This window comes from Sphingomonas sp. (assembly GCF_025353885.1).
Classification (GTDB): domain Bacteria; phylum Pseudomonadota; class Alphaproteobacteria; order Sphingomonadales; family Sphingomonadaceae; genus Sphingomonas_O.
In genome coordinates this window covers 1-24,381 of record NZ_JANXNX010000053.1, presented here as the reverse complement: position 1 = coordinate 24,381, position 24,381 = coordinate 1, and the positions used below count along the sequence as shown (strand labels likewise).

General features: G+C 61.0%; 24 protein-coding genes and 1 tRNA gene. 16 read left to right on the top strand and 9 right to left on the bottom strand.

Features of this window, described 5'->3' with window-relative positions; translation table 11 throughout:
* Positions 1–475 (top strand): copper resistance protein B (locus Q0R02_RS05715; protein WP_293881552.1); only part of this gene is annotated, 475 nt, incomplete at its 5' end.
* Positions 475–1,080 carry a cytochrome c gene (locus Q0R02_RS05710; protein ID WP_293881555.1) on the top strand — a complete coding sequence of 202 codons (606 nt, stop codon included), beginning with the start codon at positions 475–477 and terminating at the stop codon, positions 1,078–1,080. The genes Q0R02_RS05715 and Q0R02_RS05710, both read left to right, overlap by 1 nt.
* Positions 1,081–1,194: 114 nt before the next feature.
* Here Q0R02_RS05710 and Q0R02_RS05705 read toward each other — a convergent pair whose 3' ends face one another.
* The 3 genes from Q0R02_RS05705 to Q0R02_RS05695 all read right to left on the bottom strand — a co-directional run bounded on the left by Q0R02_RS05705 (position 1,195) and on the right by Q0R02_RS05695 (position 3,732).
* Positions 1,195–1,434, bottom strand: coding sequence for a metal-sensing transcriptional repressor (locus Q0R02_RS05705; RefSeq protein WP_293881551.1), 240 nt, complete (start codon positions 1,432–1,434; stop codon positions 1,195–1,197).
* 46 nt (positions 1,435–1,480) lie between these two features.
* A complete protein-coding gene (locus Q0R02_RS05700; RefSeq protein WP_293881550.1) occupies positions 1,481–2,629 on the bottom strand; it encodes a nickel/cobalt efflux transporter in 1,149 nt (382 codons plus the stop codon).
* Positions 2,630–3,129: 500 nt separating this feature from the next.
* Positions 3,130–3,732, bottom strand: a complete 603-nt coding sequence (locus Q0R02_RS05695; RefSeq protein WP_293881549.1) for a nuclear transport factor 2 family protein — start codon at positions 3,730–3,732, stop codon at positions 3,130–3,132.
* 271 nt (positions 3,733–4,003) lie between these two features.
* Between Q0R02_RS05695 and Q0R02_RS05690 the strand changes: the two genes are divergently transcribed.
* Positions 4,004–4,378 carry a low affinity iron permease family protein gene (locus tag Q0R02_RS05690; RefSeq protein ID WP_293881548.1) on the top strand — a complete coding sequence of 125 codons (375 nt, stop codon included), beginning with the start codon at positions 4,004–4,006 and terminating at the stop codon, positions 4,376–4,378.
* A 618-nt stretch (positions 4,379–4,996) separates the two neighbouring features.
* On the opposite strand, the gene Q0R02_RS05685 is transcribed toward Q0R02_RS05690, so the two are convergent.
* Positions 4,997–5,070 (bottom strand) — tRNA-Gly (locus Q0R02_RS05685).
* 201 nt (positions 5,071–5,271) lie between these two features.
* Here Q0R02_RS05685 and Q0R02_RS05680 point away from each other — a divergent pair.
* The 5 genes from Q0R02_RS05680 (at position 5,272) to Q0R02_RS05660 (ending at position 11,059) form a co-directional block, all read left to right on the top strand.
* Positions 5,272–6,186, top strand: coding sequence for an XdhC family protein (locus Q0R02_RS05680; RefSeq protein ID WP_293881547.1), 915 nt, complete (start codon positions 5,272–5,274; stop codon positions 6,184–6,186).
* Between the two features lie 102 nt (positions 6,187–6,288).
* Positions 6,289–6,936: an aldehyde dehydrogenase iron-sulfur subunit PaoA gene (paoA, locus tag Q0R02_RS05675; RefSeq protein ID WP_293881554.1), complete on the top strand. Its 648-nt coding sequence runs from the start codon at positions 6,289–6,291 to the stop codon at positions 6,934–6,936.
* Positions 6,933–7,880 carry a xanthine dehydrogenase family protein subunit M gene (locus Q0R02_RS05670; RefSeq protein ID WP_293881546.1) on the top strand — a complete coding sequence of 316 codons (948 nt, stop codon included), beginning with the start codon at positions 6,933–6,935 and terminating at the stop codon, positions 7,878–7,880. The genes paoA and Q0R02_RS05670 overlap by 4 nt, the downstream gene beginning before the upstream one ends.
* A gap of 4 nt (positions 7,881–7,884) precedes the next feature.
* Complete coding sequence (gene paoC / locus Q0R02_RS05665) at positions 7,885–10,080, top strand: aldehyde oxidoreductase molybdenum-binding subunit PaoC (protein WP_293881545.1); 2,196 nt, start codon at positions 7,885–7,887, stop codon at positions 10,078–10,080.
* Positions 10,081–10,183: 103 nt separating this feature from the next.
* A complete protein-coding gene (locus tag Q0R02_RS05660; RefSeq protein ID WP_293881544.1) occupies positions 10,184–11,059 on the top strand; it encodes an alpha/beta hydrolase in 876 nt (291 codons plus the stop codon).
* Here Q0R02_RS05660 and Q0R02_RS05655 read toward each other — a convergent pair.
* Positions 11,056–12,618 carry a helix-turn-helix transcriptional regulator gene (locus Q0R02_RS05655; protein WP_293881543.1) on the bottom strand — a complete coding sequence of 521 codons (1,563 nt, stop codon included), beginning with the start codon at positions 12,616–12,618 and terminating at the stop codon, positions 11,056–11,058. The genes Q0R02_RS05660 and Q0R02_RS05655 overlap by 4 nt on opposite strands.
* A gap of 94 nt (positions 12,619–12,712) precedes the next feature.
* Here Q0R02_RS05655 and Q0R02_RS05650 point away from each other — a divergent pair, with 94 nt between their 5' ends.
* Genes Q0R02_RS05650 through Q0R02_RS05640 form a run of 3 tightly spaced genes read left to right on the top strand, consistent with a single transcriptional unit; the run spans position 12,713 to position 13,987 of the window.
* Entirely contained in the window at positions 12,713–12,982 is a 270-nt protein-coding gene (locus Q0R02_RS05650) for a GlsB/YeaQ/YmgE family stress response membrane protein (protein WP_293881542.1), read from the top strand.
* Positions 12,983–13,027: 45 nt separating this feature from the next.
* On the top strand, positions 13,028–13,336 hold the full coding sequence (locus Q0R02_RS05645) for a hypothetical protein (RefSeq protein WP_293881541.1): 309 nt from the start codon (positions 13,028–13,030) through the stop codon (positions 13,334–13,336).
* A 21-nt stretch (positions 13,337–13,357) separates the two neighbouring features.
* A complete protein-coding gene (locus tag Q0R02_RS05640; protein ID WP_293881540.1) occupies positions 13,358–13,987 on the top strand; it encodes a hypothetical protein in 630 nt (209 codons plus the stop codon).
* Positions 13,988–14,046: 59 nt separating this feature from the next.
* Here Q0R02_RS05640 and Q0R02_RS05635 read toward each other — a convergent pair whose 3' ends face one another.
* The gene (locus Q0R02_RS05635; RefSeq protein WP_293881553.1) at positions 14,047–14,637 is read right to left on the bottom strand and encodes a methyltransferase domain-containing protein; all 591 of its coding nucleotides are present in this window, start codon (positions 14,635–14,637) and stop codon (positions 14,047–14,049) included.
* A 144-nt stretch (positions 14,638–14,781) separates the two neighbouring features.
* Here Q0R02_RS05635 and Q0R02_RS05630 point away from each other — a divergent pair, with 144 nt between their 5' ends.
* Positions 14,782–16,134 (top strand): MFS transporter, encoded by a 1,353-nt coding sequence (locus Q0R02_RS05630; protein ID WP_293881539.1) that lies wholly within the window; start codon positions 14,782–14,784, stop codon positions 16,132–16,134.
* On the opposite strand, the gene Q0R02_RS05625 is transcribed toward Q0R02_RS05630, so the two are convergent.
* Positions 16,094–18,388 carry a CDC48 family AAA ATPase gene (locus tag Q0R02_RS05625; protein WP_293881538.1) on the bottom strand — a complete coding sequence of 765 codons (2,295 nt, stop codon included), beginning with the start codon at positions 18,386–18,388 and terminating at the stop codon, positions 16,094–16,096. The two genes, Q0R02_RS05630 and Q0R02_RS05625, sit on opposite strands and share 41 nt — an antisense overlap.
* Positions 18,389–18,653: 265 nt before the next feature.
* Here Q0R02_RS05625 and Q0R02_RS05620 point away from each other — a divergent pair, with 265 nt between their 5' ends.
* Positions 18,654–19,538 carry a LysR substrate-binding domain-containing protein gene (locus Q0R02_RS05620; RefSeq protein ID WP_293881537.1) on the top strand — a complete coding sequence of 295 codons (885 nt, stop codon included), beginning with the start codon at positions 18,654–18,656 and terminating at the stop codon, positions 19,536–19,538.
* A 40-nt stretch (positions 19,539–19,578) separates the two neighbouring features.
* Here the strand turns inward: Q0R02_RS05620 and Q0R02_RS05615 are convergent, their stop codons facing one another.
* Positions 19,579–20,025 carry a peptidylprolyl isomerase gene (locus Q0R02_RS05615; RefSeq protein ID WP_293881536.1) on the bottom strand — a complete coding sequence of 149 codons (447 nt, stop codon included), beginning with the start codon at positions 20,023–20,025 and terminating at the stop codon, positions 19,579–19,581.
* 39 nt (positions 20,026–20,064) lie between these two features.
* Positions 20,065–21,108, bottom strand: a complete 1,044-nt coding sequence (locus Q0R02_RS05610; protein ID WP_293881535.1) for an LLM class flavin-dependent oxidoreductase — start codon at positions 21,106–21,108, stop codon at positions 20,065–20,067.
* A 116-nt stretch (positions 21,109–21,224) separates the two neighbouring features.
* Between Q0R02_RS05610 and mgtE the strand changes: the two genes are divergently transcribed.
* From mgtE to Q0R02_RS05595, 3 genes are read left to right on the top strand one after another with little or no spacing between them, the layout of a single operon-like run.
* On the top strand, positions 21,225–22,625 hold the full coding sequence (gene mgtE / locus Q0R02_RS05605; protein ID WP_293881534.1) for a magnesium transporter: 1,401 nt from the start codon (positions 21,225–21,227) through the stop codon (positions 22,623–22,625).
* A 1-nt stretch (position 22,626) separates the two neighbouring features.
* Positions 22,627–23,025 (top strand): DUF1489 domain-containing protein, encoded by a 399-nt coding sequence (locus tag Q0R02_RS05600; RefSeq protein ID WP_293881533.1) that lies wholly within the window; start codon positions 22,627–22,629, stop codon positions 23,023–23,025.
* Positions 23,026–23,071: 46 nt separating this feature from the next.
* Positions 23,072–24,289 (top strand): argininosuccinate synthase, encoded by a 1,218-nt coding sequence (locus Q0R02_RS05595; protein ID WP_293881532.1) that lies wholly within the window; start codon positions 23,072–23,074, stop codon positions 24,287–24,289.
* Positions 24,290–24,381: the final 92 nt, after the last annotated feature.

The following is a 24,381-nucleotide window of genomic DNA, read 5'->3' as shown; positions in this document are numbered from 1 at the left end:
GAGCGCCGAGGTGCAGGCGCTCTATAGCCGTGCAGTCGGCCCCTATTTCAATCTACAGGCAGGCGTCAGGCATGACTTCCAGCCTTCACCCAGTCGGACCTACGCGACGGTCGGGTTCGAGGGCCTGTCCCCCTACATGTTCGAGGTCGAAGGCGCATTGTTCCTATCGACCAAGGGCGATTTGCTAGGCCGCCTTGAGGGCTATTACGACCAGCGTATCACCCAGCGGCTTATCCTACAGCCGCGCGTCGAGCTTAACCTAGCGGCGCAGGACGTGCCCGAAAACCGGCTTGGCGCGGGGCTCACCGACGCCGAGGTAGGGCTTCGCCTTCGCTACGAACTCAGGCGGCAGTTCGCGCCCTATGTCGGTATCTCCTACGTCGCGCAGACCGGGCGAACCGCAGACTTCACACGCGCCGAGGGCAAAGACCCGTCCACGACGAGCTTCGTGGCGGGCGTGAGGATTTGGTTTTGATGACCGATAAGGAAGCAGGAGCCGCGAGCATGGATCACACCGGATGGAAGCGGCACTTCCCCAGCCTGCCGTTCGTGGGGGTGTTCGCGGTCATTTTAGGGTTGGGCCTAGCCGCGTTCATCTACCTTGGCATCTATAACATTGCGGCCGACGAGCCCCATACTCCGGCCGTCTATTCCGTGTTGGAGCGCCTTCGCGATCGATCGATTCAAGTCCATGCCCGAGGCATTGTGCCCCCGACCGACCTTGCGTCCGCGCAACGGATCGCGATCGGCGCAGGTCTCTATACCGAAATGTGTTCGGGTTGCCATTTAGGCCCCGGCGTTGAAAAGTCAGAGATGAGCCAGGGACTCTATCCGCAGGCTCCCGAGCTGGCGAAGGTGCAAGACCTTACCCCCGGTCAGCAATTCTGGATTATCAAGCACGGCGTGAAACTCAGCGCGATGCCGGCATGGGGCAAGACCCATCCCGATCCGCTGATTTGGGACATGGTGGCGTTTGTTCGCAAGCTCCCCGGCATGACCCCTGAACAATACAAGGCGATCATCGCCAGCGCCCCCGAGGATCATGATGCCATGATGAAAGACATGCCCGGAATGAAATGAGTCGGTGTCTGTTTCTAATGGCCTTAGCCGCAGGGGTAGTGGCACCGGAAAGGATTGCGGCCCCCAGGACAAGCAGCCCTCCCCGCTTCACATTGCCAAGGACAAATCCGGCCATCAGAGATATTTGGCGAGATCAGTAAGACGGGAGAGCTTGTCGCGCGCCTCGCGCGAAAGAGGACCGACCACGTCCTCCAAATGATGCTCGATATGGTCCGCCACGAGTAGCGTTTTCGTCTTATCGAGTGCGCTCACGACGGCTTGAAGCTGTTGCGCTGTTTCCAGGCCATCGCGACCATCTTCAATCATCTTGATGATGGTCGCTAAATGGCCCTGCGCTCGCTTGAGGCGGTTCATCAATTCCGGGCTACAGGCGTGACTCACAGCAGTTCCGATCCAAAGTTCAAGCCGTTGGCAAGTGCATCCACCCGCTGATACCCAGATAGAGGCCGATCACCAGAATGACGGCCCCCGAGACATAGGGAGCTTTGCGGACGATTTCGCCAAAGCCGTTGAACCGCTTGGAGACGTGCTTCACGCTGATCGCCGCGATCACCCCGGATGCGACCATCGTGAGCGCGAGCCCGATGCTGAAACACAGGACCAGCGCCGCGCCGAGCGTGAATGCTTTCAATTGCAGGCAGAGCAACAGGACGGTGATCGCTCCCGGACACGGGATAAGGCCGCCAGTCAGGCCGAAAATGACGATCTGGCCCGTGGTGACTTCGCGATCTGAAAAGCGCCGACGAATGTCATTCGCGTGCGCCAGCTCGTGCGCGTTCTGATAGCCGGCGGTTTCGTTGAGGCCGCGCAGCTCCTCGTGCATATGGTCGTGCCCGTGATCGTGTTCGGTGAACGCTGCATCATAGCTATGTGCGTGACCGCCATGCGCGAGCTCGAGGCGGGCGACGAACTCGTGAGGCTCGGGTATTTCCTCGCAGGATTCCAGATAGCCCGCCTGCTGCGCGAAGCTGTAGGCGTGGCGAGTGCCATCGGGGCGTTCGGTTTCCAGCGTCACGTCACCGGCCGACCAAGTATCGCCGCGCTCGACCGTCAGGCGGAAACGAGGTGGTACGCCGTCTTCGAAAATGTCCAGGCGCACGATGCCGTGGCCAGTGTCGATGCGGGTTGAATCATCGTGCCCATGGCCTCCATGATCGTGATCGTGATCGTGATCGTGATCGTGATCGTGCAGGGCGGAAAGGCTTTGCTCCTGGCGCGTTCGCCATAGCATCCACCCGCCCATGCCGATGATGATGACAGCCGATACAACCTGCAAATAGGGCTCGATTGTTTCCGGTGCGAGCCCGCGCCAGAGATACATTCCGCCCAGCGCGATCACCCAAACGATCGCCGTATGCGAGAGCGTCGCGCACAAACCAAGCAGCACGGCCTGCTTCACTGTCCCACGAACCGCGATGATGAAGGCTGCCATCATCGTTTTGGAATGGCCGGGTTCGAGCCCGTGAAGCGCGCCCAGCAGGATCGCGGTAGGAACGAACAGCCAGGCGTGCGCCGTGCCTTGTGCGAGGAGATCAGATAATGAAGTCATGCGCCGTCCTATCCCCCAGGGGAGGATAACGCGAGCGAAATTTTTCGAGAGTCAACCGCTCGCAAGAAGGCCGTTCCGGTTATTTATTGTTAGTTTTCAGGGCGCACCTCGAGCTTCAGGGTGAACAGCGCGCGCGTAGTAACCGCCGCGAGAACACCGTTGATTCTATCTTTGAGCGGACCTGACATATGTTTTTCCTCGTGGAACTGGGATCAATAGGGGGTCGGAACAATTGCCGGGATCTGAGCCAACTGGTGCTGAAGATAGATCCTCCGGCTGGCCTCGTCGGCAGACCCCAGATAGGCCAACGCTGTGGATTATTCCGCCCCACCGTAAGGGAGGGGAGCGCACCGCTCAAAAAACATTGGAATGATAGCTGGCGAAAATCGGCGATGCGACCTTCAGCCACTCCGGTGTGGAATGATTTAAAGATGGCTTTGGTGCGTTCGGTATCGTGTGTCACGATCGCCATCGACAAGCTCCCTGGGGTTCGCAGGGACTTACCGTGCGCCGGTGTCAGGCAATGCGGTAGGTCGAAAAAGCCGCGATTTAGGACATTGATCAAAACGGCTGAGGCAGGGCAATGATAGCCAAAAATCGAATGGCCGGTTGCAACAGAGCCGGTTTAGCAGAAGAACAAAGGTCTGACTCAAACTGATCCCGTGGTTTTTGCGATCGCCGGTCGAAGCAACAGCAGTGTCTTGCGCATTTACGATCTGCCAGCACCCCGCGCGGTTAGCCCAAGTGTCAGTCCAAACAAACTTGCCACGTCGGCCGCCCGTCTTCGTCCACGGTTCGCTCCCTTGAGCGACAGCAGTGTTACCGAAGAAGCGGACGTGGACATAATCCGGCGTGTTGCTGAGGAAGGGACCGGGTCCCTCTGCGGCCTCTAAGACCGCCGTCTTTTTGTCGAGCACACGACCGTCGAGCACCCAAACAAAGTCTTCGGCGAGAATACGCCTGACCACCGAGGCATCATTAGTCGCGACGGATTTGGCCCACTCCTCTTCGCTCTGCTTGATGTAGCGTCTCACGGCATCGTTTGACGCCAGCAAGGGTGCTGGACATCTGACCTCAGGCTCGGCAAAGCGGAAGCCGACCACAAGAGCGCGGCACCTACAACGGAAACGCCCAACGAGGTACGCCGCAACAACTGTTAGTCATGCATACACTGCACATCCTTTGGGATAGCTTATGACATAATCGGCCTCATAGCAGCCAGACCCTTTTCCAGCATTTTGGGATATTTGGACGGAGCCTGGAGGCGGTGGTGGAACGCTCCGATTCGTCGTCAATCGCCTTGTCTTTACCGTTCCTGCATCCCAGACGTACAGCAGAACGGAAGAGCGGTATTACGTAAAAGGTGACGCAAGCATGTTAAAGCGAATGAACGAGGCAGGTAGCCGAATTGCTGGACGCACGGCGGATATGGCAGGCGCGCCGCTCGCAATTGTGCTGGTCGCCATGTTTTGCGCGGGCTGGTTCCTGCGCGCGGGTGCGGCCGGGGAAAATACCCTGACGCTGATCCTATCGGTGGCGTCGATCACCCTCACACAGATGGTGCTCAACGGGCAGCGGCGCAGTGAACAGGCCCTTCATCTCAAGATGGACGAGTTGGTCTACGCCGTGCGCGGTGCCCGCAACGAGGTTGCCGGGATCGAGACGAAATCGACGGACGAACTGGATGCGCTACGCCGGACCGGTGAAGCAGCCGAAAGCGCATTGGAGGAACGAGACGCCGCGGGATGACGGCCTCCGCCTCCGCCTCCGCCTCACCATTTTAACCGGAAGAGGGCCCACTCGAGCTCTTTGTTGAAGAAGTCATGGGTGCCAAGGTAAGTAGCGCACAGCTGCCGAGCAAACTTGATCGAGTCCGAATGGCGGCTAGCGCCACTCGCGGCGCCGGAACTTGCTGTCGGTAAACCGCCAGACTGACCGGCGTCCGATCGTCTGCTTGAAAGGCAGGTCTCACGAATTACATCGCCGCGCCGGAATGGCGAATATTGGGCGCGAGCCGATGGTCAGCTTCGTAACGTGCGAACGGCAGCTCAATCACTGGAACCCGTCATTCGCTGGCAACAGCGAATGACGGCAAAGTCCCAAACTCCGCCTTCCAGCTATCCGCACGGGGAAAAAGTGTGAAGGCCTATAGCGAAGAATTCCCCACTGATTCTCCGAGAGGTAGAATCTGATGCTCGCTGGTTCGAATCCTCCGAGCGGCTGGTCGGTAAGTTTCGATGTACTGCTTGCAGAGATAAGTTGTCGGCGTTCAGACTAATCCCGAAAACTTTCTACACAAAACCTACACAGGCCAAAATGATGACATTTTCCAACGCCTTTTCAGGAGCTTACATGGATACAAAGATCTGGAGCGGGTGAAGGGAATCGAACCCTCGTCGTAAGCTTGGAAGGCTTCTGCTCTACCATTGAGCTACACCCGCATTGCCATAGCTGGCTGTGGGATAGGCGACTGCCACGGCGAAGGGCCTTTCGTCAACCTTGTCGAACAATGTCGGGGGGCGCGAACGAGTTTCCTGCCGACTGCCTTGACAATCCGGTGGTGCGTCACGAACTTTCAGGACTGACTGCGCAATCGCCATGGCTATAACGAAGATCGAGCGCTGAAAAACGCTGTTGAAATCTTGCGTTTCCTAATCGGCGCCTCCGCCAGGGGCGAGCGGGTTGCGTTGGTGACTCTGAGCGATGTCGTTGCCCGATCTTCGCGTGCTCCCGGTACGCAGATGGCCGTAAGCGAGACTGGTCGTTATCTCGGGTCGTTTTCGGGAGGGTGTGTCGAAGCGGCGGTCGTCGGCGAAGCCCGGCGGGTAATCGCCAGTGGCAAAGCCGAATTGGTGCGCTTCGGTGACGGGTCGCCCTATATCGACATTGAATTGCCATGTGGTGGTGGGATCGACTTGTTGATCATGCCCGCTCCGGCGACCGATATCTTGCTGCGGGCATGTGAAGAACTGACCGCTCGGAGACCTGTTGTACTCCAACTCGGCCTCAACGGGACGCTCGCCATAAAGTCTGACGTCAATGATCAAGATCGGACCGGCTGGAATGATGGTGTGTTCCAACTTCGTCATAATCCTGACCTGCGCCTCGTCGTCGTCGGCCATGGCGAGGAGAGTCGGTCGCTGGCGGCGCTGGCGTCCTCCTACGGTGCGATCGTCAGTGTGCTCAGCCCTGACATTGAACTCGTCAGCGCTATGCAAGCGTTGGGGGTCGAGGCGAATGTCCTGAAGACTCCGGGGCGTTCGCCATGGCTGCGAACAGACCGATATTCGGCGGTCGTGCTGTTGTTCCACGATCATGACTGGGAGGGCGATCTGCTGGAGCAAGTGCTGGAACAGGATGCTTTCTTCGTCGGTGCCATGGGCAGTCGAACCACCCATGCGTTGCGGGTCGCTGATTTATTGAACCGTGGCGTTGGGCAGGCGAGCATCGACCGGATAACAGGCCCGATCGGGTTGATCCCGGCTACGCGCGATCCGGCTACTCTGGCGCTGTCGGCGCTTAGCCAGATCGCAATGGCGTATGATAAATTATCGTGAGCGCGACTGTTTGGCGGATCGGGCGTTAAGGTATAGCACCAAGTTGACCCGCAACGCGCCGTTCGTTTCGTTCGTTTTCAGTTTATCGAGAAAGCCTTCATGATGCAGAGCCCCTCTCACCTTGAATTGTCGAGACGAGGACTTCTGGCGGCGGGAGCGGCAGGTGTTGCCGTCGCCACCGTGTCATCGGCGAATGCCCAGTCCAACAATCAACCACAGGCTGCCATGAAAACCAAGCTATCGCTTATAGTTAACGGCAAATCGCACGAAATGGACGTGGATACCCGAACCACATTGCTGGACCTGTTGCGTGAAAATCTACACTTGACCGGCACGAAGAAGGGTTGCGACCACGGACAGTGCGGTGCCTGCACGGTCATCGTCGATGGGCGGCGCATCAATTCGTGCCTGACGCTTGCCGTGATGCACGAGGGTGACAAGGTCACGACGATCGAAGGTCTGGGCACGCCCGAAAAACTGCATCCGATGCAAGCCGCATTCGTTAAACACGATGGTTACCAGTGCGGCTATTGCACGCCCGGGCAGATCTGTTCGGCGGTCGCGGTCCTGCAAGAGATCAAGGCGGGCATTCCCAGTCATGTCAGCGCAAACCTGACGGCCAAGCCAGAACTGACGGGCGCTGAGATGCGCGAGCGGATGAGCGGGAATATCTGCCGCTGCGGAGCCTATTCCAACATTATCGATGCGATGTCCGATGTTGCGGGTATCAAGTCGGGGAGTGTCGCATGAAGTCATTTTCGTACGAGCGTGCGACGTCGCCGACCGCCGCGGCGGCTGCGGCGCGGATGCAGGGCGCGCGCTTTATTGCAGGCGGCACCAACTTGCTGGATCTGATGAAACTGCAGATCGAGACACCGACGCATCTGATCGACGTCAACGGTCTTGGCCTCGACAAGATCGAGGCGACTTCGGAAGGCGAGCTGCGGATCGGTGCGCTGGTGCGGAATACCGACCTGGCTGCCGACAGTCGTGTGCGGCGTGATTATGCCGTCCTGTCGCGGGCGTTGCTGTCGGGCGCATCGGGCCAGCTTCGCAACAAGGCGACGACCGCCGGGAACTTGCTCCAGCGGACGCGCTGCCCCTATTTTTATGACACGAACCAGCCCTGTAACAAGCGCACTCCGGGCAGCGGCTGTGCCGCAATCGGCGGCTATAGTCGCCAGCTTGCGGTTGTCGGCGTGAGTTCGGCTTGTATCGCCACGCATCCCAGCGACATGGCTGTCGCGATGCGCGTGCTAGACGCGACCGTCGAGACCGTGACTGCGAATGGCAAGGTTCGGACGATCCCGATTGCCGATTTCCACCGGTTGCCCGGCGACACGCCGCATATTGAAACCGCGTTGGAAAGCGGCGAACTGATCACGGCGGTTACCTTGCCGAAACCCGTTGGCGGCACGCACATCTATCAAAAGGTTCGCGATCGCGCGTCCTATGCTTTTGCGCTGGTTTCGGTCGCAGCCATCGTGCAGCGCGACGGCACCGGGCGCGTGGCCGTCGGCGGTGTCGCGCACAAGCCGTGGCGCGTCGAGGCCGCCGAGCAACAGATGCAGCGCGGATCGAAGGCCGTGGCAACAGGGCTGTTTGCCGACGCCAAGCCGACGCCCGATAATGCCTTCAAGCTCACGCTGGTCGAGCGCACGCTCGGCGCAGCAATGGCGCAAGCGAAAGCCTGATCCGATGAAATTCGACACCCCCGCCGTGACCAATCCGATCGACCAGTTAAAGGTCATCGGAAAACCGCACGACCGTATCGACGGACCGCTGAAGACGACCGGAATGGCGCCCTACGCCTATGAACGGCACGATGTCGCGCCGAACCAGGCCTATGGTTTTATCCTGGGCTCGGCGATTGCGAAAGGCCGGATCAGCACCCTGAAGCTGGACGAGGCGAAGGGCGCGCCAGGCGTGATCGCGATCGTGACGGCGGCCAATGCGGGCAAGCTCGGCAAGGGCCGGATGAACACCGCCAAGCTGCTGGGTGGGCCTGAAATCGAGCATTATCACCAGGCGATTGCGTTGGTCGTGGCGGAGACATTCGAACAGGCCCGGGCGGCAGCAGCGTTGGTCCGTGTCGAATATGTGCGTGAGCAGGGGGCGTTCGACTTGCACGCAGCCAAGGGCTCCGCGACCAAGCCCAAGGACGAAAAAGCCGACACGGCTGTCGGGGATTTTGCAGGCGCATTTGCCGCCGCGCCGGTCACGATCGACGCCACCTACACGACCCCCGATCAAAGCCATGCCATGATGGAACCCCATGCGACGATCGCGGCGTGGGAAGGCGAAAAACTCACGCTGTGGACCGCCAACCAGATGATTGCCTGGGGCGTTGGCGAGGTTGCGCAAACCCTTGGCATCCCGAAGGAAAATGTGCGCCTTGTGTCACCCTATATCGGTGGTGGCTTCGGCGGGAAGCTGTTCCTGCGCGCCGATGCCGTGATGGCGGCGCTGGGGGCCAAAGCCGCAGGTCGGCCGGTGAAGGTCGCGCTGACGCGTCCGCAGTTGATCAACAACACAACGCATCGTCCGGCAACGATCCAGCGGGTCCGCATCGGCACGACGCCCGATGGCAAAATTACCGCGATTGGGCATGAAAGCTGGTCGGGCGATCTGCCCGGCGGCGGACCCGAGACGGCAGTGATGCAGACGCGCCTGCTCTACGCTGGTGCCAACCGCATGACGAAGATGCGGCTTGCCGTGCTCGATTTGCCCGAAGGCAATGCGATGCGCGCGCCGGGTGAAGCGCCGGGTCTGATGGCGCTGGAAATCGCCATGGACGAGGCGGCGGAAAAGCTGAAGATGGACCCGGTTGCGTTCCGTGTCCTGAACGATACTCAGGTTGACCCGGAAGATCCCACGCGACCGTTTTCTCAACGGCAATTGATCCGGTGCCTCGAACAGGGCGCGCGACAGTTCGGATGGTCGAAACGTGTGGCGCAAACTGGGCAGGTTCGCGAAGGCCGCTGGCTGATCGGCATGGGGGTCGCCGCGGCACTCCGCAACAACCTGCTGATGAAATCCGCCGCGCGAGTTCGCCTGAACAGCGATGGCATCGTGACGGTCGAGACCGACATGACCGACATCGGGACCGGCACCTATACGATCATTGCCCAGACTGCAGCCGAGATGATGGGCCTCCCCATCGAAAAGGTTCGTGTGACCCTCGGCGATTCGACTTTTCCGGTTTCCGCTGGTTCGGGCGGCCAATGGGGCGCGAACAACGCCACGTCGGGCGTCTATGCGGCCTGCGTCAAGCTTCGCGAAGCGGTCGCAAGCAAGCTGGGCCTGTCCGGAGACGTGCAGTTTTCCGATGGCCGCGTGGTTTCGGGCAGTCGTCGAGTCCGGCTGGGTGAGGCCGCGCGCGACGGCGAACTGGTTGCAGAGGATCACATCGAATACGGCACACTCGACAAACAGTATCAGCAATCGACGTTTGGCGCGCATTTCGTGCAAGTCGCGGTCGATGCGGCGACGGGCGAAATTCGCGTGCGCCGGATGCTGGCGGTTTGTGCGGCGGGACGGATCCTGAATCCCAAATCCGCGCGCAGCCAGGTCATCGGAGCGATGACGATGGGCGTCGGTGCCGCATTGATGGAGGAACTGGCGGTCGACAAACGGTTCGGATTTTTCGTGAATCACGACCTGGCCGGATATGAGGTGCCGGTCCACGCCGACATCCCGCATCAGGAAGTTGTTTTCCTTGAGGAAACTGATCCGATATCATCGCCGATGAAAGCAAAGGGTGTCGGCGAGCTCGGCATTTGCGGCGTCGCGGCAGCCGTTGCCAATGCCGTATATAATGCGACCGGCGTTAGGGTGCGGGACTATCCCGTCACGCTGGACAAGCTGTTGGACAAGATGCCCGCACTGGTCTGACGAATTTGGCCCTGCCGACCGATCAGGGGTCGGCAGGGGTTGCCCTCCCGGAATTGCCCCCGCACATACGCGCTGGCGGTTTTGGATCGAGGCACAGACACTAATGACGACGACCGACGACATCGGGCCCACATCGTACAGCTTCGTTTCGCAACGGCTGCGGCTTAATTATCTCGACTGGGGTAATCCGGAGGCGCCGACGTTGATCCTGGTGCATGGCGGACGCGACCATGCGCGCAGTTGGGATAGCATTGCGCGGGCATTGCGGACCGAATGGCATATCATCGCGCCCGACCTGCGTGGGCATGGCGACAGCGGGTGGTCGCCCGACGGTGTATATTCCATGCCATTCTTCATCTGCGACCTTGCCCAGCTCGTCCACCAGCAGGGCAGCGCGCCGGTAACGATCGTCGCCCATTCGCTGGGGGGGATAATATCACTTCGTTATGCCGGATTGTTTCCCGAACGCGTCCGCAAGCTCGTGGCGATCGAGGGGCTGGGCCTGGGGCAATCTCCAGACGATGCCTCGACGGATGCGTTCGTCAACCGCTGGCGGAAATGGATCGACGAGCGGCGCGCCTTGAGTTCCCGGACCCCGCGCCGTTATGCGTCGATCGACGAGGCACTGGAGCGGATGCGCTCGGAAAACCGCCATCTTTCCGAAGATCAGGCGCGCCAGCTCACCATTCATGGCGTCAATCGCAACGAAGACGGCAGCTATAGCTGGAAGTTCGACAATTATCTGCGCTCCTCGCCGCCCCTGGACATATCCACCGCCGAATTGCACGCGCTGTGGAACCGGATCGAATGTCCCACGCTGCTTGCTTACGGCAATGACAGTTGGGCATCGAACCCCGCGACCGACGGCAATGCCGCGCATTTCAGGACAGCAACGGTCAAGACCTATGATAACGCCGGGCACTGGCTCCATCATGATCGGTTCGACAGCTTCCTGGCCGACCTGCGCGCGTTTCTTTAAGTTCGGCCCCCGATCCCGCGATCATGCCCCCAGACGACCGCCGCGCTGCGCCGCTTGACGCCAATCTTTGCATAGAGGCGGGACACATGGTTCCGCACGGTGTTAGGTGACAGGCCGAGCTGTTCGCCGATTGCCGCGTCGGTCATGTCGTTGCAGATCAACTCCAGTACCTCGCGCTCACGCTTGCTAAGGTCGGTCGCGGGTGCCGTTGCAGCGGACGCAATCCGGGGATGACGAAGCGTAGCGAGCTTGTCCATGATCGAGCGACTGAGCCAGTTGGCATCCTTCATTACGGCCTCGATGGCTTCGACCAGATCGAGTTCACCGCGTCGCCGGGCAGAGATATCCTGGTAAATCCATAGCACGCAGGGCCCGCCCTTAATGCTGATCCGTTCGGCGGAAACCAGGCATTCGACCGGCATTCCACCATCCGCGAGTAGCTGGACGTCGGCGTTGCGAAACCCGCCGGCAGTGCTGATCTGTGCTTCAAGCCCAAGTCGTTGCCCGGCATCGTTCCAAAGCTGAAGGTCGTCGGCAACCCGCCCGACGACCTCATGGTTCGAATAACCGGTCAGCGTGCGAAACGCGTCATTGACCTCGACGATGCGGTTGTCGACGCCACCGGTAACGACCATCGCGACCGGTGCCATTTCAAAAACCTTGGCAAAATGCTGTTCGCTGGCGGTCAATGCCTTTTCGGCCCGTCGGCGCGGTTCAAGGTCGGCGAAGGTAAACAGCAGGCAGGCCTCGTCGGCCACCTCGATCGGTTGGCCGGCTAACACCACAAGCTTGTGGTTCCCGTCCGCAAGGGGCAGTTCAGCCTCCAGCTGCGGAATGACCTTGCCCGCGGTGACGCGCCGATGGACGAAATCCCTGCGCTCGACATCAACCAGAAAATCCACATTCAGCCGGGTCTTGCCGACCAGGTCGGACCGCTGATAGCCCGACAGATCGAGGAATCCCTGGTTCACCATAACGTAACTCTGGTCAGAGACGCGGAGAATAAGCGCAGGGGCGGGGTTGGCCTGGAACATCGCCTCAAACCGCGCCTGGGCATCGGTCTGTTCGGAAATATCGTTGATCACCAGCGCCAGACAGTCGGGCTCGCCGCCGTCTTCATCCATGACGATGTCACGAACCTGATGGGTCCAGCGCGGGCCGTCCTGCCCGTGCGGCGAAACTTCCACCACCAGGTCAGGGAACGAGTCACCCGCCAGCAGGCGCATCAGCGGATACTCACGCCGGGGAAGACGCCGCCCCGCGGGATCGCGCAGATCGAAAAGCTCGGCATAACGGTCGGCGGTCGCGCCCAGACCGGTGACGTCGTCGACGCCGTGCATCGTGAGCGCGGCTGGATTGGCGCTGAGGATGACGCCCGTCGGGTCGACGAGAATGACCCCCTGCAACAATCCTTCGATAAGCTGCCCCAGATGTTGGAGCGTCGGGTCATGAAGTGCGGGATTGATTCTGGTCGGCATCGCCATTGAGCGCACGAACAGTTCGGCAGGTTCCCGAGACAAGCCGCGATAGAACGCAAAAACACCAGTGATTATGATCATTCTGCACCAAGCGGCGATTTTTTTGAGCGCGTGCCCGATGAACATATGGGCGGCTGCGTCGTTCAGTCGGCGTAACAACCAACAGGAGATCATCATGAACCTTATCATTCTACTCATCGTCGGAGGGCTCATCGGTTGGGTCGCCAGCATGATCATGCGCACCGACGCCCAGCAGGGCATTATCCTCAATGTCGTTGTCGGTGTCGTCGGTGCGTTGCTGGCCGGTTTTCTCATCACTCCACTCATCGGTGGCGCATCGATCACCGACGGCGCGCTGAAAGTGCAATCGATCCTGATTTCACTCGTGGGTGCGGTCATCCTGCTGGCGATCGTTAATCTTGTTCGTCGTGGAACTGCACGCTGATCAAAGCGCTCAATACTCAGTCAATAATTCACACAGGAGAGTAATATGATCGGTCGTATTTTGATCACATGTGGCGCGCTGGCACTGGCCTCTGGTGCCGTGGCGCAAACCGCTACCAATGCCGGCGCGCACAATCCGGCTGTCAAGAACAGCAGCGCAGCCCATGTTGCCGCACCTGCCGTCGGCGCGAATTCCTTTACCGCGGCCCAGGCGCGCGGTCGTTTTGCCAAGGCTGGCTACAAAGTAGCTGGCCTTGCCAAGGACAAGGACGGCGTCTGGCGCGGCAAAGCCACCCACGCCGGCAAATCGATGAACGTTGCGCTTGATTACAAGGGCAACGTGACCACCAAATAAGCAATTTAGCAGGAGAGAAAAATGAGCAGGACTATCACCAGGCTTTTCGACAATTATACAGATGCCACAACTGCGCTTGGAGCCCTTGAGCAACTCGGCGTGCCGCATTCGGATATCAGCATTGTCGCCAATAATGCGCACGGGGAGCACGGCGGCAATGGCGACAAAGACGGCATCGACGACGTCAACGATCACGGCGACGTCAGCCGTGGCGTTTCGACGGGCGCGGCGCTGGGCGGGGTCGGCGGACTGCTGGCCGGGCTAGGATTGCTGGCAATTCCTGGCCTTGGCCCGATCGTTGCGGCTGGCTGGCTGGTCTCGACGGCAGTCGGCGCAGGTATCGGTGCAGCGGGTGGAGCGGCGACCGGTGGGATCGTCGGAGCGTTGAAGAATGCCGGTCACAGTGATGACGAAGCAAACGTCTATGCCGAGGGAGTCCGTCGTGGCGGCACGCTGCTCAGCGCACGCGTCGACGATGCGCTGCTGCCCCAAGCCGAAGCCGTGTTAAATGGCAACGGGTCGACCGACGCGACCGCCAGAGGTTCGGCCTATCGCCAGGAAGGATGGGCAGCATTTGATACCGACGCTCCTGCTTTCGATCGCGATAAGATCGACGAGGAGCGCAAGCGATACGGCCCGCCTCTCGTCTAAACTAATCGTAGACACGAAGTGACAGAATTAAGGTCGATCGGCTTAAGTGCCGATCGGCCTTATTCTTTCCAGGCCCACCATAATTGGGCGGGCGGGACGTTCCAGAACTCGATGGCATGATCGATCCGGGCGAACTGACGTGCAATGAAATTGCGAACCGACGGATTATACTGATACACTAGGAATGCCCCGCCGATGCGCAGGACGCGGTGGGTGGCGCCAAGGATCTGGTCGCCGACGCCCGGGGGCAGGGTAGAGAACGGCAGGCCCGACACGATATAATCGGCGTGATCGAACCCGGCATCCGCCACGAAGCGTTCGACGTCGGTGGCTGATCCACAAACAACGTGAAAGCGCGGGTCGTGGATCGTTTCCTTCAGATAGGCAACGAAATCGGGATTGGTATCGATCGCGAGCAGCATGGCGTCGGGCGCTAGCTTGTCGAGAATGGGCTGGCAGAATGTGCCGACGCCGGGTCCATATTCAACGAACAGCCGGGTATTTTGCCAATCGACCCGGCCGAGCATCTTGCGGATCAGCCGGTCGGACGAAGGAATGATCGAACCGACCATCACCGGGTTCTTCAGGAAGCCCGACAGGAACATGCCCTTGGCCGTTCGGGGAAAGCGGAACCCGCGCGATCGTTTCATCACCTTGGCGGACGAGAGCGGCATGGGTATCCTTCAACCTGTTCGAACGGCTTCACCGCGCCCCGTTCGCAAATACCCGTTCCAAGTGCAAGCGAATGGTCATATTTTGCAGTTACGCTCCTCCGTGCGTAAAGCCACGCCATTATGAAATACGCTCGCAAAATTGCCGCGCCATTGATCCTAACGCCCGCCTCCGGACGACGCGATTTCATGTTGTTGTTCGCGGTCATGCTGGCGATCGGCGCGGGCAATACCGCGCTTCAGTCAATCATGCCCGCCATTGGGCGTTCGCTGCATATCCGCGACAATATCATCGCACTTGCCTTTTCGGTGTCGGCCGCCATTTGGGTAATTGCAGCGCCTTACTGGGCACGGCGATCCGACCGGACGGGCCGCCGCTCGATGGTGCTGATGGGGATAGCCGGATTTTCCATCTCCACGCTGCTGGCAGGGATCGTCCTGACCGCAGGGACCAAAGGCATTCTTACGCCCGTCGCCACCATCTTTGCCTTTATCGGCGCGCGCGTGATCTATGGCGTGTTCGGCGCTGCGGCTCCTCCGGCGGCGCAAGCGATCCTGGCGGGTCAAACGACGCGGGCGCAGCGGACCAAGGCGCTGACCATGCTGGCTTCGGCGTTCGGCCTCGGCACTATCCTGGGTCCCGCATTGGCGTCCTATTTCGTACTGCCCGGCGTAGGGCTCGCCGGGCCCGCCTATTTCTTTGCAGCCGGCGGGATCATCGTCTGGATTGCAGCCTGGCGATGGTTGTCGCAGGACGTGCCGGGCAGCGCTGCCCATGGGGCGGTTTCAAGTTATCCGTCGATTGGTGGGGAGCCGACGGGGGCAAACGTCACAGCTGCGATGAGCGACGACACGATCAACGGTAATCCGGAAATGCGGATGGCCTGGCTCGATGCGCGAGTCTGGCCATGGCTGCTGGTCGGACTGATCGCGGGCCATGCACAGGCGATGACGGGACAGGCGATGGCCTTTCTGGCCATCGACCGCCTGCACCTCGATACCGCAACGATACTTTCGCAGCAGACGATCGGACTGGTGCTAACGACCGGTGCCGGAGCGGCATTGCTCGTCCAATGGGGGCTGATCCCGCAATTGAACCTGTCGCCTAAAACGATGGTCATCGTCGGGTTGGTGGTGGCCGCGGCGGGCATGGTCGCGACCAGTATGGCCCATTCCTTGTTCGGCCTGGCTATGGCGTTCGGGCTCGCCTCCGCCGGGTTTGGCTTTACCCGCCCGGGTTTCACGGCCGGGTCCTCGCTTGCGGTGGGACCTGAACTGCAGGGAGTGGTTGCCGGACGCGTCACGTCGATCAACGGCGCAAGCTTTGTGCTGGGCCCGTCGATCGGCGTGGGGCTTTACGAAGTCTGGCCACCCCTGCCTTATATCGTCGCCAGTGTCGTCTGCGGCATACTTGCGCTCTATGCGCTGTGGCGGCTCAGGGCTTCGGACCTCGCGGAGTCAGCATCCCCGGCGTGATAAAGCCGATACCTTCGGGCGTCATGGCATTGGCCTTCAGCGTTGCAGCGATCCGGGCATAGTCGGCCTCCATTTCGGGTGTGACGGAGGCACGCGTATCCGCAAGGGCGGTTTCAAAATTCGCCATCGTCACGTTCTTTGCCTTCAGCGAAGCACGCAGCGCCGCCAGCCCCGCGCGACGCGTCAGATCCTCCAGGTCGGCACCCGTAAATCGGAGTGTTCGATCCGCCAGCGCCGCCAGGTCGACATCCTTGTCGAGCGGCATCTTGCCGGTATGGATACCAAGGATGTGGAGACGCCCCGCCTTGTCGGGAACGCCGACATAGATAAGCTCATCGAAACGCCCCGGACGCAGTAATGCAGGATCGACGAAATTGGGCCGATTGGTCGCGCCGATCACGACCACGGACTGCAATTCCTCCAGCCCGTCCATTTCAGCCAATATGGTGTTGACCACCCGTTCGGTTACCTGCGGTTCCCCCATGCTGGTACCGCGTGCGGGAACCAGCGAGTCAAGCTCATCGATGAAGATGACGCAGGGTGAGACCTGCCGTGCGCGGGCGAAAAGGCGCGCGATCTGTTGTTCGCTTTCGCCATACCATTTGCTCAACAGGTCGGACGATTTGATCGCGATGAAGTTGGCTTGAGCTTCTTTCGCGACCGCTTTCGCCAGCAGGGTCTTGCCGGTGCCCGGTGGCCCATAGAGCATGAAACCCTTGGCAGGGCGGATGCCCAGACGCCGAAACGCGGCGGGGTTCTTCAGTGGGAGTTCGACACCTTCACGCAGCTTCTCGGCGGCGTCATCGAGGCCGCCGATATCGTCCCAACCGACATTGGGAACCTGAACCATGACTTCGCGCATGGCCGATGGCTGGACGCGTTTCAGCGCCGCCATGAAATCGTCGCGCGTCACCGACAATGTGTCGAGCACGTCCGCCGGGATCGTCCCCTCCTCCAGGTTGAGGCGCGGCATGATGCGACGCACGGCATCGATCGCCGCTTCGCGTGTCAGTGCCGCAAGGTCGGCCCCGACAAACCCATAGGTTGAGCGCGACAATTCGGCGAGATCGACGCCTTCGGCCAAGGGCATGCCGCGCGTGTGGATGCCGAGGATCTCGCGACGCCCTCGCTCATCGGGAACGCCGACCACGATCTCGCGATCAAAGCGGCCCGGACGGCGGAGCGCTTCATCGATGGCTTCGGGGCGGTTGGTCGCGGCGATCACGACCAGGTTGGCGCGCGCTTCCAGTCCGTCCATCAGCGTCAACAACTGGGCAACGAGCCGCTTTTCAGCCTCGCCCGAAACCTGCCCCCGCTTCGGCGCAATCGAATCGATTTCGTCGATGAAGACGATCGACGGCGCCGCCTTGGCGGCCGCCTCGAACACGTCGCGCAGTTTCTTTTCGGATTCGCCATAGGCGGAACCCATGATTTCGGGACCATTGATCAGGAAAAACTCGGCCGAGCTCTCATTGGCGACCGCACGCGCCAGACGCGTCTTGCCCGTTCCCGGCGGACCATGCAGCAACACGCCCTTCGGCGGATCGACGCCCAGACGCTGGAACAGTTCGGGATAGCGCAACGGCAGTTCCACCATTTCGCGCAACTGGTCGATCGTGTCGCCCATGCCTCCGATGTCGTCATACGTCACGTCGGCGCGACGGCTATCCTTGGGCTCGACATATTCTGCGAGCAATTCGACTTCGGTTTCGGCATCGATGTGGACGATGCCCTTCGGCACGGTCGACACCACCGTCAGGCGAACCTCCTGCAGGGCATAGGCGGGTGCTGCGAGCATCTGGCGGAGTTGCGGAGGCAGGTCGGTGCGATCGACCTGCTGCTGTCCAGCGGTTGCCACCGTGTCGCCCGCGACCAGTGGCCGCCCGGCAAAACTGCGTTTCAGGGCGTTGCCCGATCCGTGCAGGCGCAGGTTCTGTTGCGCGGGGGCAAAGACCACGCGCTGGGCGATTTTTGATTCCACCTTGCGAAGCGTCACGAAATCGCCCGAACCCACTTCGGCATTGGCGCGCTGGAGGCCATCCAGACGTAATATTTCCAGCCCCTCGTCCTCGCTATACGGAAACACGGCCCGCGCGGCGGTCACCCGTTTGCCGGTAATTTCAACAATGTCACCCTCGGCCAGCACCATGGCGGCCATGATTGCGCGCGGGATTCGCGCCAGACCGCGACCGGCATCTTCGGGGCGGGCGTTGGCAACCTGAAGTCGCGTTCCGGGGATTTCGCTGTCTGCCATGCCGCTCTCAACTGTTGAGCCGAATACATAGCGATCGAACAGGCAAAAAAAAGGGGTCGATCCCGGAGGACCGACCCTTGAAAGTTTATAGGAGAGGATGCCTGAAAGGCTCACTATATGTGCAGTGCAGCAAACTATGTTGCAAGTGCGAAAAGAATAAGCACACTTGCAAATATTGCATGCTACAGCTTTGCGGGTGTGGACATTATGCTCATGCGTAACGAGTATGATATCCTTGTTGCGCTGCACAAAACGAGGGATGTTTATGCGGAGGTTGCCATCGCTATCGGGAGTTGAGGCATTCGTGGCCGTTGTGCGAACCGGCTCGGTAAAAGCTGCTGCTGACGAACTTTCGCTGTCTTCGCCGGCGCTCAGTCGTCGGATCCAGTCGCTCGAGCGTTTCATCGGGCGCCCGTTGTTCAAACGCGGCCATCAGTCGATGCGTCCGAATGCCGATGGCGAGCGGTTGATGGCACTGGTCGGCCCGGCGCTCGACCAATTGTCGGACGCCATTGAAACGCTGGCAAGCGCGCAGAACGACCTGATGCGCCTGCGACTCGGCGTCCTGCCGCTTTACGCCGCTCAAAAGCTGATCCCCCGCCTTGCCGAACTGAGGGCGGCGCACCCGACGTTGCATCTCGACTTCGACACAGCGCCCCACGCGGCATCGCGCCTCGGCGACGGCATCGATGCCGCGATCATCGTAACGCGCGATCCGGACCCGGCGCTTTATGCCCACCGCCTCGATCACAACAAGGTGTTTGCCATCGCCGCGCGTCATTACCGCAGCGGCCCGGGTGCGATTACGCGGCCCGAACAGTTGAAGGACCTGACGGTGTTGATCCATCGCGACATGCCCGAGACTTTCGAGGAATGGCGCAAGGCCATCGGTATGGAGGGATTGGAACCGGCGGCGATCGATCACTATGATTCCGGACAGTTGATGCTCGACGCGGCGGCCCAGGGCGTGGGCGTGGCGTTCATGCACGAGGCGCACCTGAGTGACGCTCATGACGAACGACTGGCCCCGCTGTTCGATATCGAGGTGGTCAGCCCTTACAGTTATTGGTTTGTCTGCCGCCCCCGCGCGCTGGAAACGCGGCCGGTCAGGATATTCCACGACTGGCTGGTGGCGGAACTATCGGCTTAATCCGCTCCCCTTTCCACGATGGAAAGGGGAGCGACGTCGATCAGACTGCCTTGGCGCTGACGATTTTGCCGGGGGTCCGTGGTGGCTCGCCCTTTGGCAGGGCATCTACGGCCTCCATGCCGAAGGTCACTTCGCCCCAGACGGTGTACTGGCTGTCGAGGAACCGGGCATCGTCGAGGCAGATGAAGAACTGGCTGTTAGCGCTATTCGGGCTCGACGATCGCGCCATCGAGCAAACGCCGCGCTTGTGCGGTTCCTTGCTGAACTCGGCCTTCAGATCGGGCAGCTTGGAACCGCTCATGCCGGTTCCGGTCGGATCGCCGCCCTGTGCCATGAATCCCGCAATGACGCGGTGAAAGACAACGCCGTCGTAAAAACCTTCGTTGGCGAGTTCGGCAATCCGCTCGACATGCCCCGGGGCCAGGTCGGGTCGCAGCTTGATCGTGACTTCGCCGGTATCCAGCGTCAGAGTGAGTGTTTCAGCCATGGTTTTTCCTTCATTTGAATAAATTCGGTGGGCGCGGCCTTACGCAGCCTTGGCCAGTGCCGCCAGCCCATATTCTGCGGCGACCAGTTCGTAGGACCGACGGCGGGCGGCATGATCGGGCATGATATTGACCAGCATCATCTCGTCGGCGCCATAGTCGGCGGCGACCTTGTCAAGTTCGGTATGGACTTCGGCAGGGGTGCCCAGCGTGATGCGGCGACGTTGCGGGGAGGCTGGATTGGCGGCGGCCCAACGCTCGGCCTTTTCGACCGACGGCACCGGGATCAGCTCGCCCCGGATCAGGTGCGCCATCATCATCGCCGCAGGCAGCGCCAAACGCACGGCCTCGGCACGGGTCGGCGCCGCGATCGCCCAGGTCGCCACCATCAGATATGGCTTGGCCAAACGCGCCGATGGCTTGAACCGCTCACGATAAAGGCGCGCAAGCGGCACTGCGTCCGAATTGATGAAATCGGCGATGCAATAAGGCAGCCCAGCTTCGGCCGCCCAGACCGCCGAGTCGCTCGACGACCCGAGCAGCCAGACCGCCGTCTCGCCACCCCCCGACGGCAGGGTTTGGCCCAGCGCGGCAAATGGGTGATCGGCGGGCATCGCATCGTCGAGATAGGCGATCATCTCTGCCAAATTGTTCGGGAAGTCGCCGTGTGGCATGCGTTTCGACCGGTCGCGCTGGAGTGCGAAGGCGGTGCGCTGGTCGCTGCCCGGCGCGCGACCGACGCCGAGGTCGATGCGGTTCGGGGCAAGCGCCGATAACAGGGCGAACGTCTCAGCCACCTTGAACGGCGAATAATGCGGCAACATGATCCCGCCCGACCCGACCCGAATTCGCCGGGTAGCCAGCGCCACCGGCCCGATCAGCGCCTCCGGAGCAGCTCCCGCCAGCCCCGGCGAGGCATGATGTTCGGCCAGCCAGTAGCGGTCATAGCCGAGCGCGTCGCAGGTGCGCGCCAGGTCGAGTGTGTTGGCAAGCGCGTCGGCGGCAGTCGAGCCTTCGGCGATGGGGGTCTGGTCCAGAGCGGACAGGCGGTAGGTCATGGAAGAAAGATAGGCACGTACTGCCATTTATCCACCCCGCGCCGCCTGTCCGCTGCGTCGTCCCCGGTTTTGAGATTGCCTTTGCAACGCCGCCGGGCCTAGACCGCGTCGCCTGGACCAAACCGCCGCATGGAGGCAGCGCGATGAGCGAAACCGACCTTCAGGGCGAGACCATCAACGAAACGCGGCTCGACGAGGACGACCGGCTGCGCCCCGATTTCGTCCGCGAGGTGCTGGCGCGGGTCGAAGAGGGAGACGAGGGTGGCGCGCGCGACCTGGTCGGTCCGCTGCATCCTGCCGACATTGCCGATCTGTTCGAGCTGACGCCCGAGGACCGGCGCGGCGACCTGGCGATCGCGCTTGGCGACATTGTCGATGGCGACGTGCTGTCGGAAATGAACGACCATGTCCGCGAAGGGTTGATCGATGCGCTGGAGCCACACCAGGTCGCCGACATCGCGTCCGAACTGGATACGGATGACGCGGTCGCGATCATCGAGGACATGGACACCGACGATCAGGCGGCGGTGTTGCGCGCACTCGACCCCGATGATCGTGCCGCCATCGAAGCCGCTCTTTCCTATTCCGAGGAATCAGCCGGTCGCCTGATGCAGCGCGAACTGATCGCGGTGCCCGAACATATTACCGTTGGCCAGACCGTCGATTATTTGCGCGACAATCCTGAACTGACGACCGACTTCTGGGAAATCTTCGTCGTCGACCCGCAGCATCGTCCCATCGGCACGGTCCAGCTGTCGTGGCTGCTGCGGACTCCACGCGAAATTGCGATATCGGACGTGATGAAGCGCGAACAGACATTGATCCCGGTCGACATGGATCAGGAGGAAGTCGCGCTGCGCTTCCAGAAATACGCGCTGATCTCGGCGGCGGTGATCGACGACGGCGGGCGGCTGGTCGGAATGATCACCGTCGATGACATGGTCCATGTCATCCAGCAGGAGGCGGGCGAGGATATCCTGCGCCTTTCGGGTGCGGGTGACGGCGACATCAATCAGCCCATTCTGCTGACCATCCGCACCCGCCTGATCTGGCTGGTCGTCAACCTGGGCACCGCCATGCTGGCGTCCTCGGTCGTGGGAATGTTCCAGGGGGAGATCGGCAAGTTTGCGCTGCTGGCCGTGCTGATGCCGATTGTGTCGGGCATGGGGGGCAATGCCGGCACACAGACGCTGGCCGTGGTCGTGCGCGCGCTCGCGACCAACCAGCTGACGAGTTCGAACACCATCCGCATGATCTTTCGCGAATTCCGCATCGCGCTCGCCAACGGGATCGTGCTGGGCACGCTGATCGGCGTCGGCACCGGCCTGATCTTTGCCAATCCCGCGCTCGGCATGGTGATCGCCGCCGCCATGGTCATCAACAACATCATCGCAGGGCTCGCGGGGATTCTCGTCCCGCTGGCGCTTGAACGGGCCGAGGTCGACCCGGCGGTTTCCTCCGCAGTATTCGTCACGATGATGACCGATGTCATGGGATTCTTCAGCTTCCTCGGGCTTGCATCGATCGTGGGACTGTCGGGCTGACATGCTTCACCTTACCAAGGTCGCCTTCGGATGTGACTCGCTTGAGTTTCTGACGGCGCGGATTTCCGCGCGTGCCGAGGCGGGGCCAGTCAGGCTGACCACGCGGTATCGACCGAAACGGCACGAGGAGCTGGTCGGCGGGTCACTGTACTGGATCTTGAAGCACACGCTGGTCGCCCGCAGCGAAATCCTCGGCTTTTCAGACAGCGAGGACGGACGGATCGACATTCTGGTCGCGTCCGTAGTCATCCCCGTCCGTCCGATGGCCCGTCGCGCGCATCAGGGCTGGCGCTATCTCGAGGCCGATGCCGCCCCGCCGGACTGGCAACCGGGCGATGAAGAGGGCGACACGATGCCGGCAGAACTGGCGGGTAGACTCGCCGCGATGGGTTTGCTCTAGGCGCGATCATCCCTAAAGGGGCAGCTTACTTACTGGAGACTTACGGATGAGCGACATCAAGCGTGTAGTGCTGGCCTTTTCGGGTGGGCTCGACACCAGCGTCATCCTGAAATGGCTCCAGCAGACCTATCAGTGCGAAGTCGTCACCTTCACCGCCGACCTGGGGCAGGGCGAGGAACTGGAACCTGCGCGGGCCAAGGCGCAAATGATGGGCGTGAAGCCCGAACATATCTTCATCGACGACCTGAAGGAAGAATTCGTCCGCGATTACATCTTTCCCATGATGCGGGCGAACGCTTTGTATGAGGGGCTGTATCTGCTCGGCACCTCGATTGCGCGACCCCTGATTGCCAAGCGCCAGATCGAGATCGCCCGGATGGTCAATGCCGATGCCGTCAGCCACGGGGCAACGGGCAAGGGCAACGACCAGGTCCGTTTTGAACTCGGTTATTATGCGCTGTCGCCCGACATCAAGGTCATCGCTCCATGGCGCGAATGGGACCTGACCAGCCGCAGCGCACTGATCGCCTTTGCCGAACAGCACCAGATTCCCGTCGCCAAGGACAAGCGTGGCGAGAGCCCTTTCTCGACCGACGCCAACATCCTGCACACCTCGTCGGAGGGCAAGGTTCTGGAGGACCCCTGGGAAGAAGTCCCCGACTATGTCTATTCGCGCACCGTCAATCCAGAGGACGCGCCGAACATCCCGCAATCGATCACCGTGGATTTCGAACGCGGCGATGCGGTGGCCGTCGACGGCGTCGGCATGTCGCCGGCGAACCTGCTGGCGAAACTCAACGAACTTGGCCGCGCGCACGGTATCGGTCGCCTCGACCTGGTCGAGAACCGCTTTGTCGGCATGAAATCGCGCGGCATGTACGAGACACCGGGCGGCACTATTCTGCATCTGGCGCATCGTGGCATCGAACAACTTACGCTCGACCGTGGCGCCGCGCATCTGAAGGACGAACTCGCCCCACGCTACGCCGAACTCCTTTACAATGGCATGTGGTTCAGCCCCGAGCGAGAGATGCTGCAGGCTGCGATCGACCATTCGCAAGCCAAGGTGTCAGGCACGGTTCGCCTGAAACTCTACAAGGGCAGCGTCAACGTGACGGGTCGAAAGTCGCCGAACAGTCTGTACAGCGAAAAGGTCGTGACCTTCGAGGACGACGCCGGCGCCTATGACCAGCGCGACGCCGAGGGGTATATCAAGCTCAACGCGCTGCGGTTGCGATTGCTGGGGCGGCGCGACCGAGTTTGACTTAAGGGTCGGTCAATCTCGTCACCCCGGCGCAGGCCGGGGCCTATACGGCTGTCGGGTCGGGTGCATTTTCGTAAGCCCGTATAGGCCCC

Bases quoted from the DNA above. Each gene is read 5' to 3' on its own strand.
- Q0R02_RS05710 (WP_293881555.1), top strand. From the start codon at position 475: ATGACCGATAAGGAAGCAGGAGCCGCGAGCATGGATCACACCGGATGG.
- Q0R02_RS05705 (WP_293881551.1), bottom strand. From the start codon at position 1,434: ATGAACCGCCTCAAGCGAGCGCAGGGCCATTTAGCGACCATCATCAAG.
- Q0R02_RS05700 (WP_293881550.1), bottom strand. From the start codon at position 2,629: ATGACTTCATTATCTGATCTCCTCGCACAAGGCACGGCGCACGCCTGG.
- Q0R02_RS05690 (WP_293881548.1), top strand. From the start codon at position 4,004: ATGTTAAAGCGAATGAACGAGGCAGGTAGCCGAATTGCTGGACGCACG.
- paoA (WP_293881554.1), top strand. From the start codon at position 6,289: ATGCAGAGCCCCTCTCACCTTGAATTGTCGAGACGAGGACTTCTGGCG.
- Q0R02_RS05670 (WP_293881546.1), top strand. From the start codon at position 6,933: ATGAAGTCATTTTCGTACGAGCGTGCGACGTCGCCGACCGCCGCGGCG.
- paoC (WP_293881545.1), top strand. From the start codon at position 7,885: ATGAAATTCGACACCCCCGCCGTGACCAATCCGATCGACCAGTTAAAG.
- Q0R02_RS05660 (WP_293881544.1), top strand. From the start codon at position 10,184: ATGACGACGACCGACGACATCGGGCCCACATCGTACAGCTTCGTTTCG.
- Q0R02_RS05655 (WP_293881543.1), bottom strand. From the start codon at position 12,618: ATGATCATAATCACTGGTGTTTTTGCGTTCTATCGCGGCTTGTCTCGG.
- Q0R02_RS05650 (WP_293881542.1), top strand. From the start codon at position 12,713: ATGAACCTTATCATTCTACTCATCGTCGGAGGGCTCATCGGTTGGGTC.
- Q0R02_RS05645 (WP_293881541.1), top strand. From the start codon at position 13,028: ATGATCGGTCGTATTTTGATCACATGTGGCGCGCTGGCACTGGCCTCT.
- Q0R02_RS05640 (WP_293881540.1), top strand. From the start codon at position 13,358: ATGAGCAGGACTATCACCAGGCTTTTCGACAATTATACAGATGCCACA.
- Q0R02_RS05635 (WP_293881553.1), bottom strand. From the start codon at position 14,637: ATGAAACGATCGCGCGGGTTCCGCTTTCCCCGAACGGCCAAGGGCATG.
- Q0R02_RS05630 (WP_293881539.1), top strand. From the start codon at position 14,782: ATGAAATACGCTCGCAAAATTGCCGCGCCATTGATCCTAACGCCCGCC.
- Q0R02_RS05625 (WP_293881538.1), bottom strand. From the start codon at position 18,388: ATGGCAGACAGCGAAATCCCCGGAACGCGACTTCAGGTTGCCAACGCC.
- Q0R02_RS05620 (WP_293881537.1), top strand. From the start codon at position 18,654: ATGCGGAGGTTGCCATCGCTATCGGGAGTTGAGGCATTCGTGGCCGTT.
- Q0R02_RS05615 (WP_293881536.1), bottom strand. From the start codon at position 20,025: ATGGCTGAAACACTCACTCTGACGCTGGATACCGGCGAAGTCACGATC.
- Q0R02_RS05610 (WP_293881535.1), bottom strand. From the start codon at position 21,108: ATGGCAGTACGTGCCTATCTTTCTTCCATGACCTACCGCCTGTCCGCT.
- mgtE (WP_293881534.1), top strand. From the start codon at position 21,225: ATGAGCGAAACCGACCTTCAGGGCGAGACCATCAACGAAACGCGGCTC.
- Q0R02_RS05600 (WP_293881533.1), top strand. From the start codon at position 22,627: ATGCTTCACCTTACCAAGGTCGCCTTCGGATGTGACTCGCTTGAGTTT.
- Q0R02_RS05595 (WP_293881532.1), top strand. From the start codon at position 23,072: ATGAGCGACATCAAGCGTGTAGTGCTGGCCTTTTCGGGTGGGCTCGAC.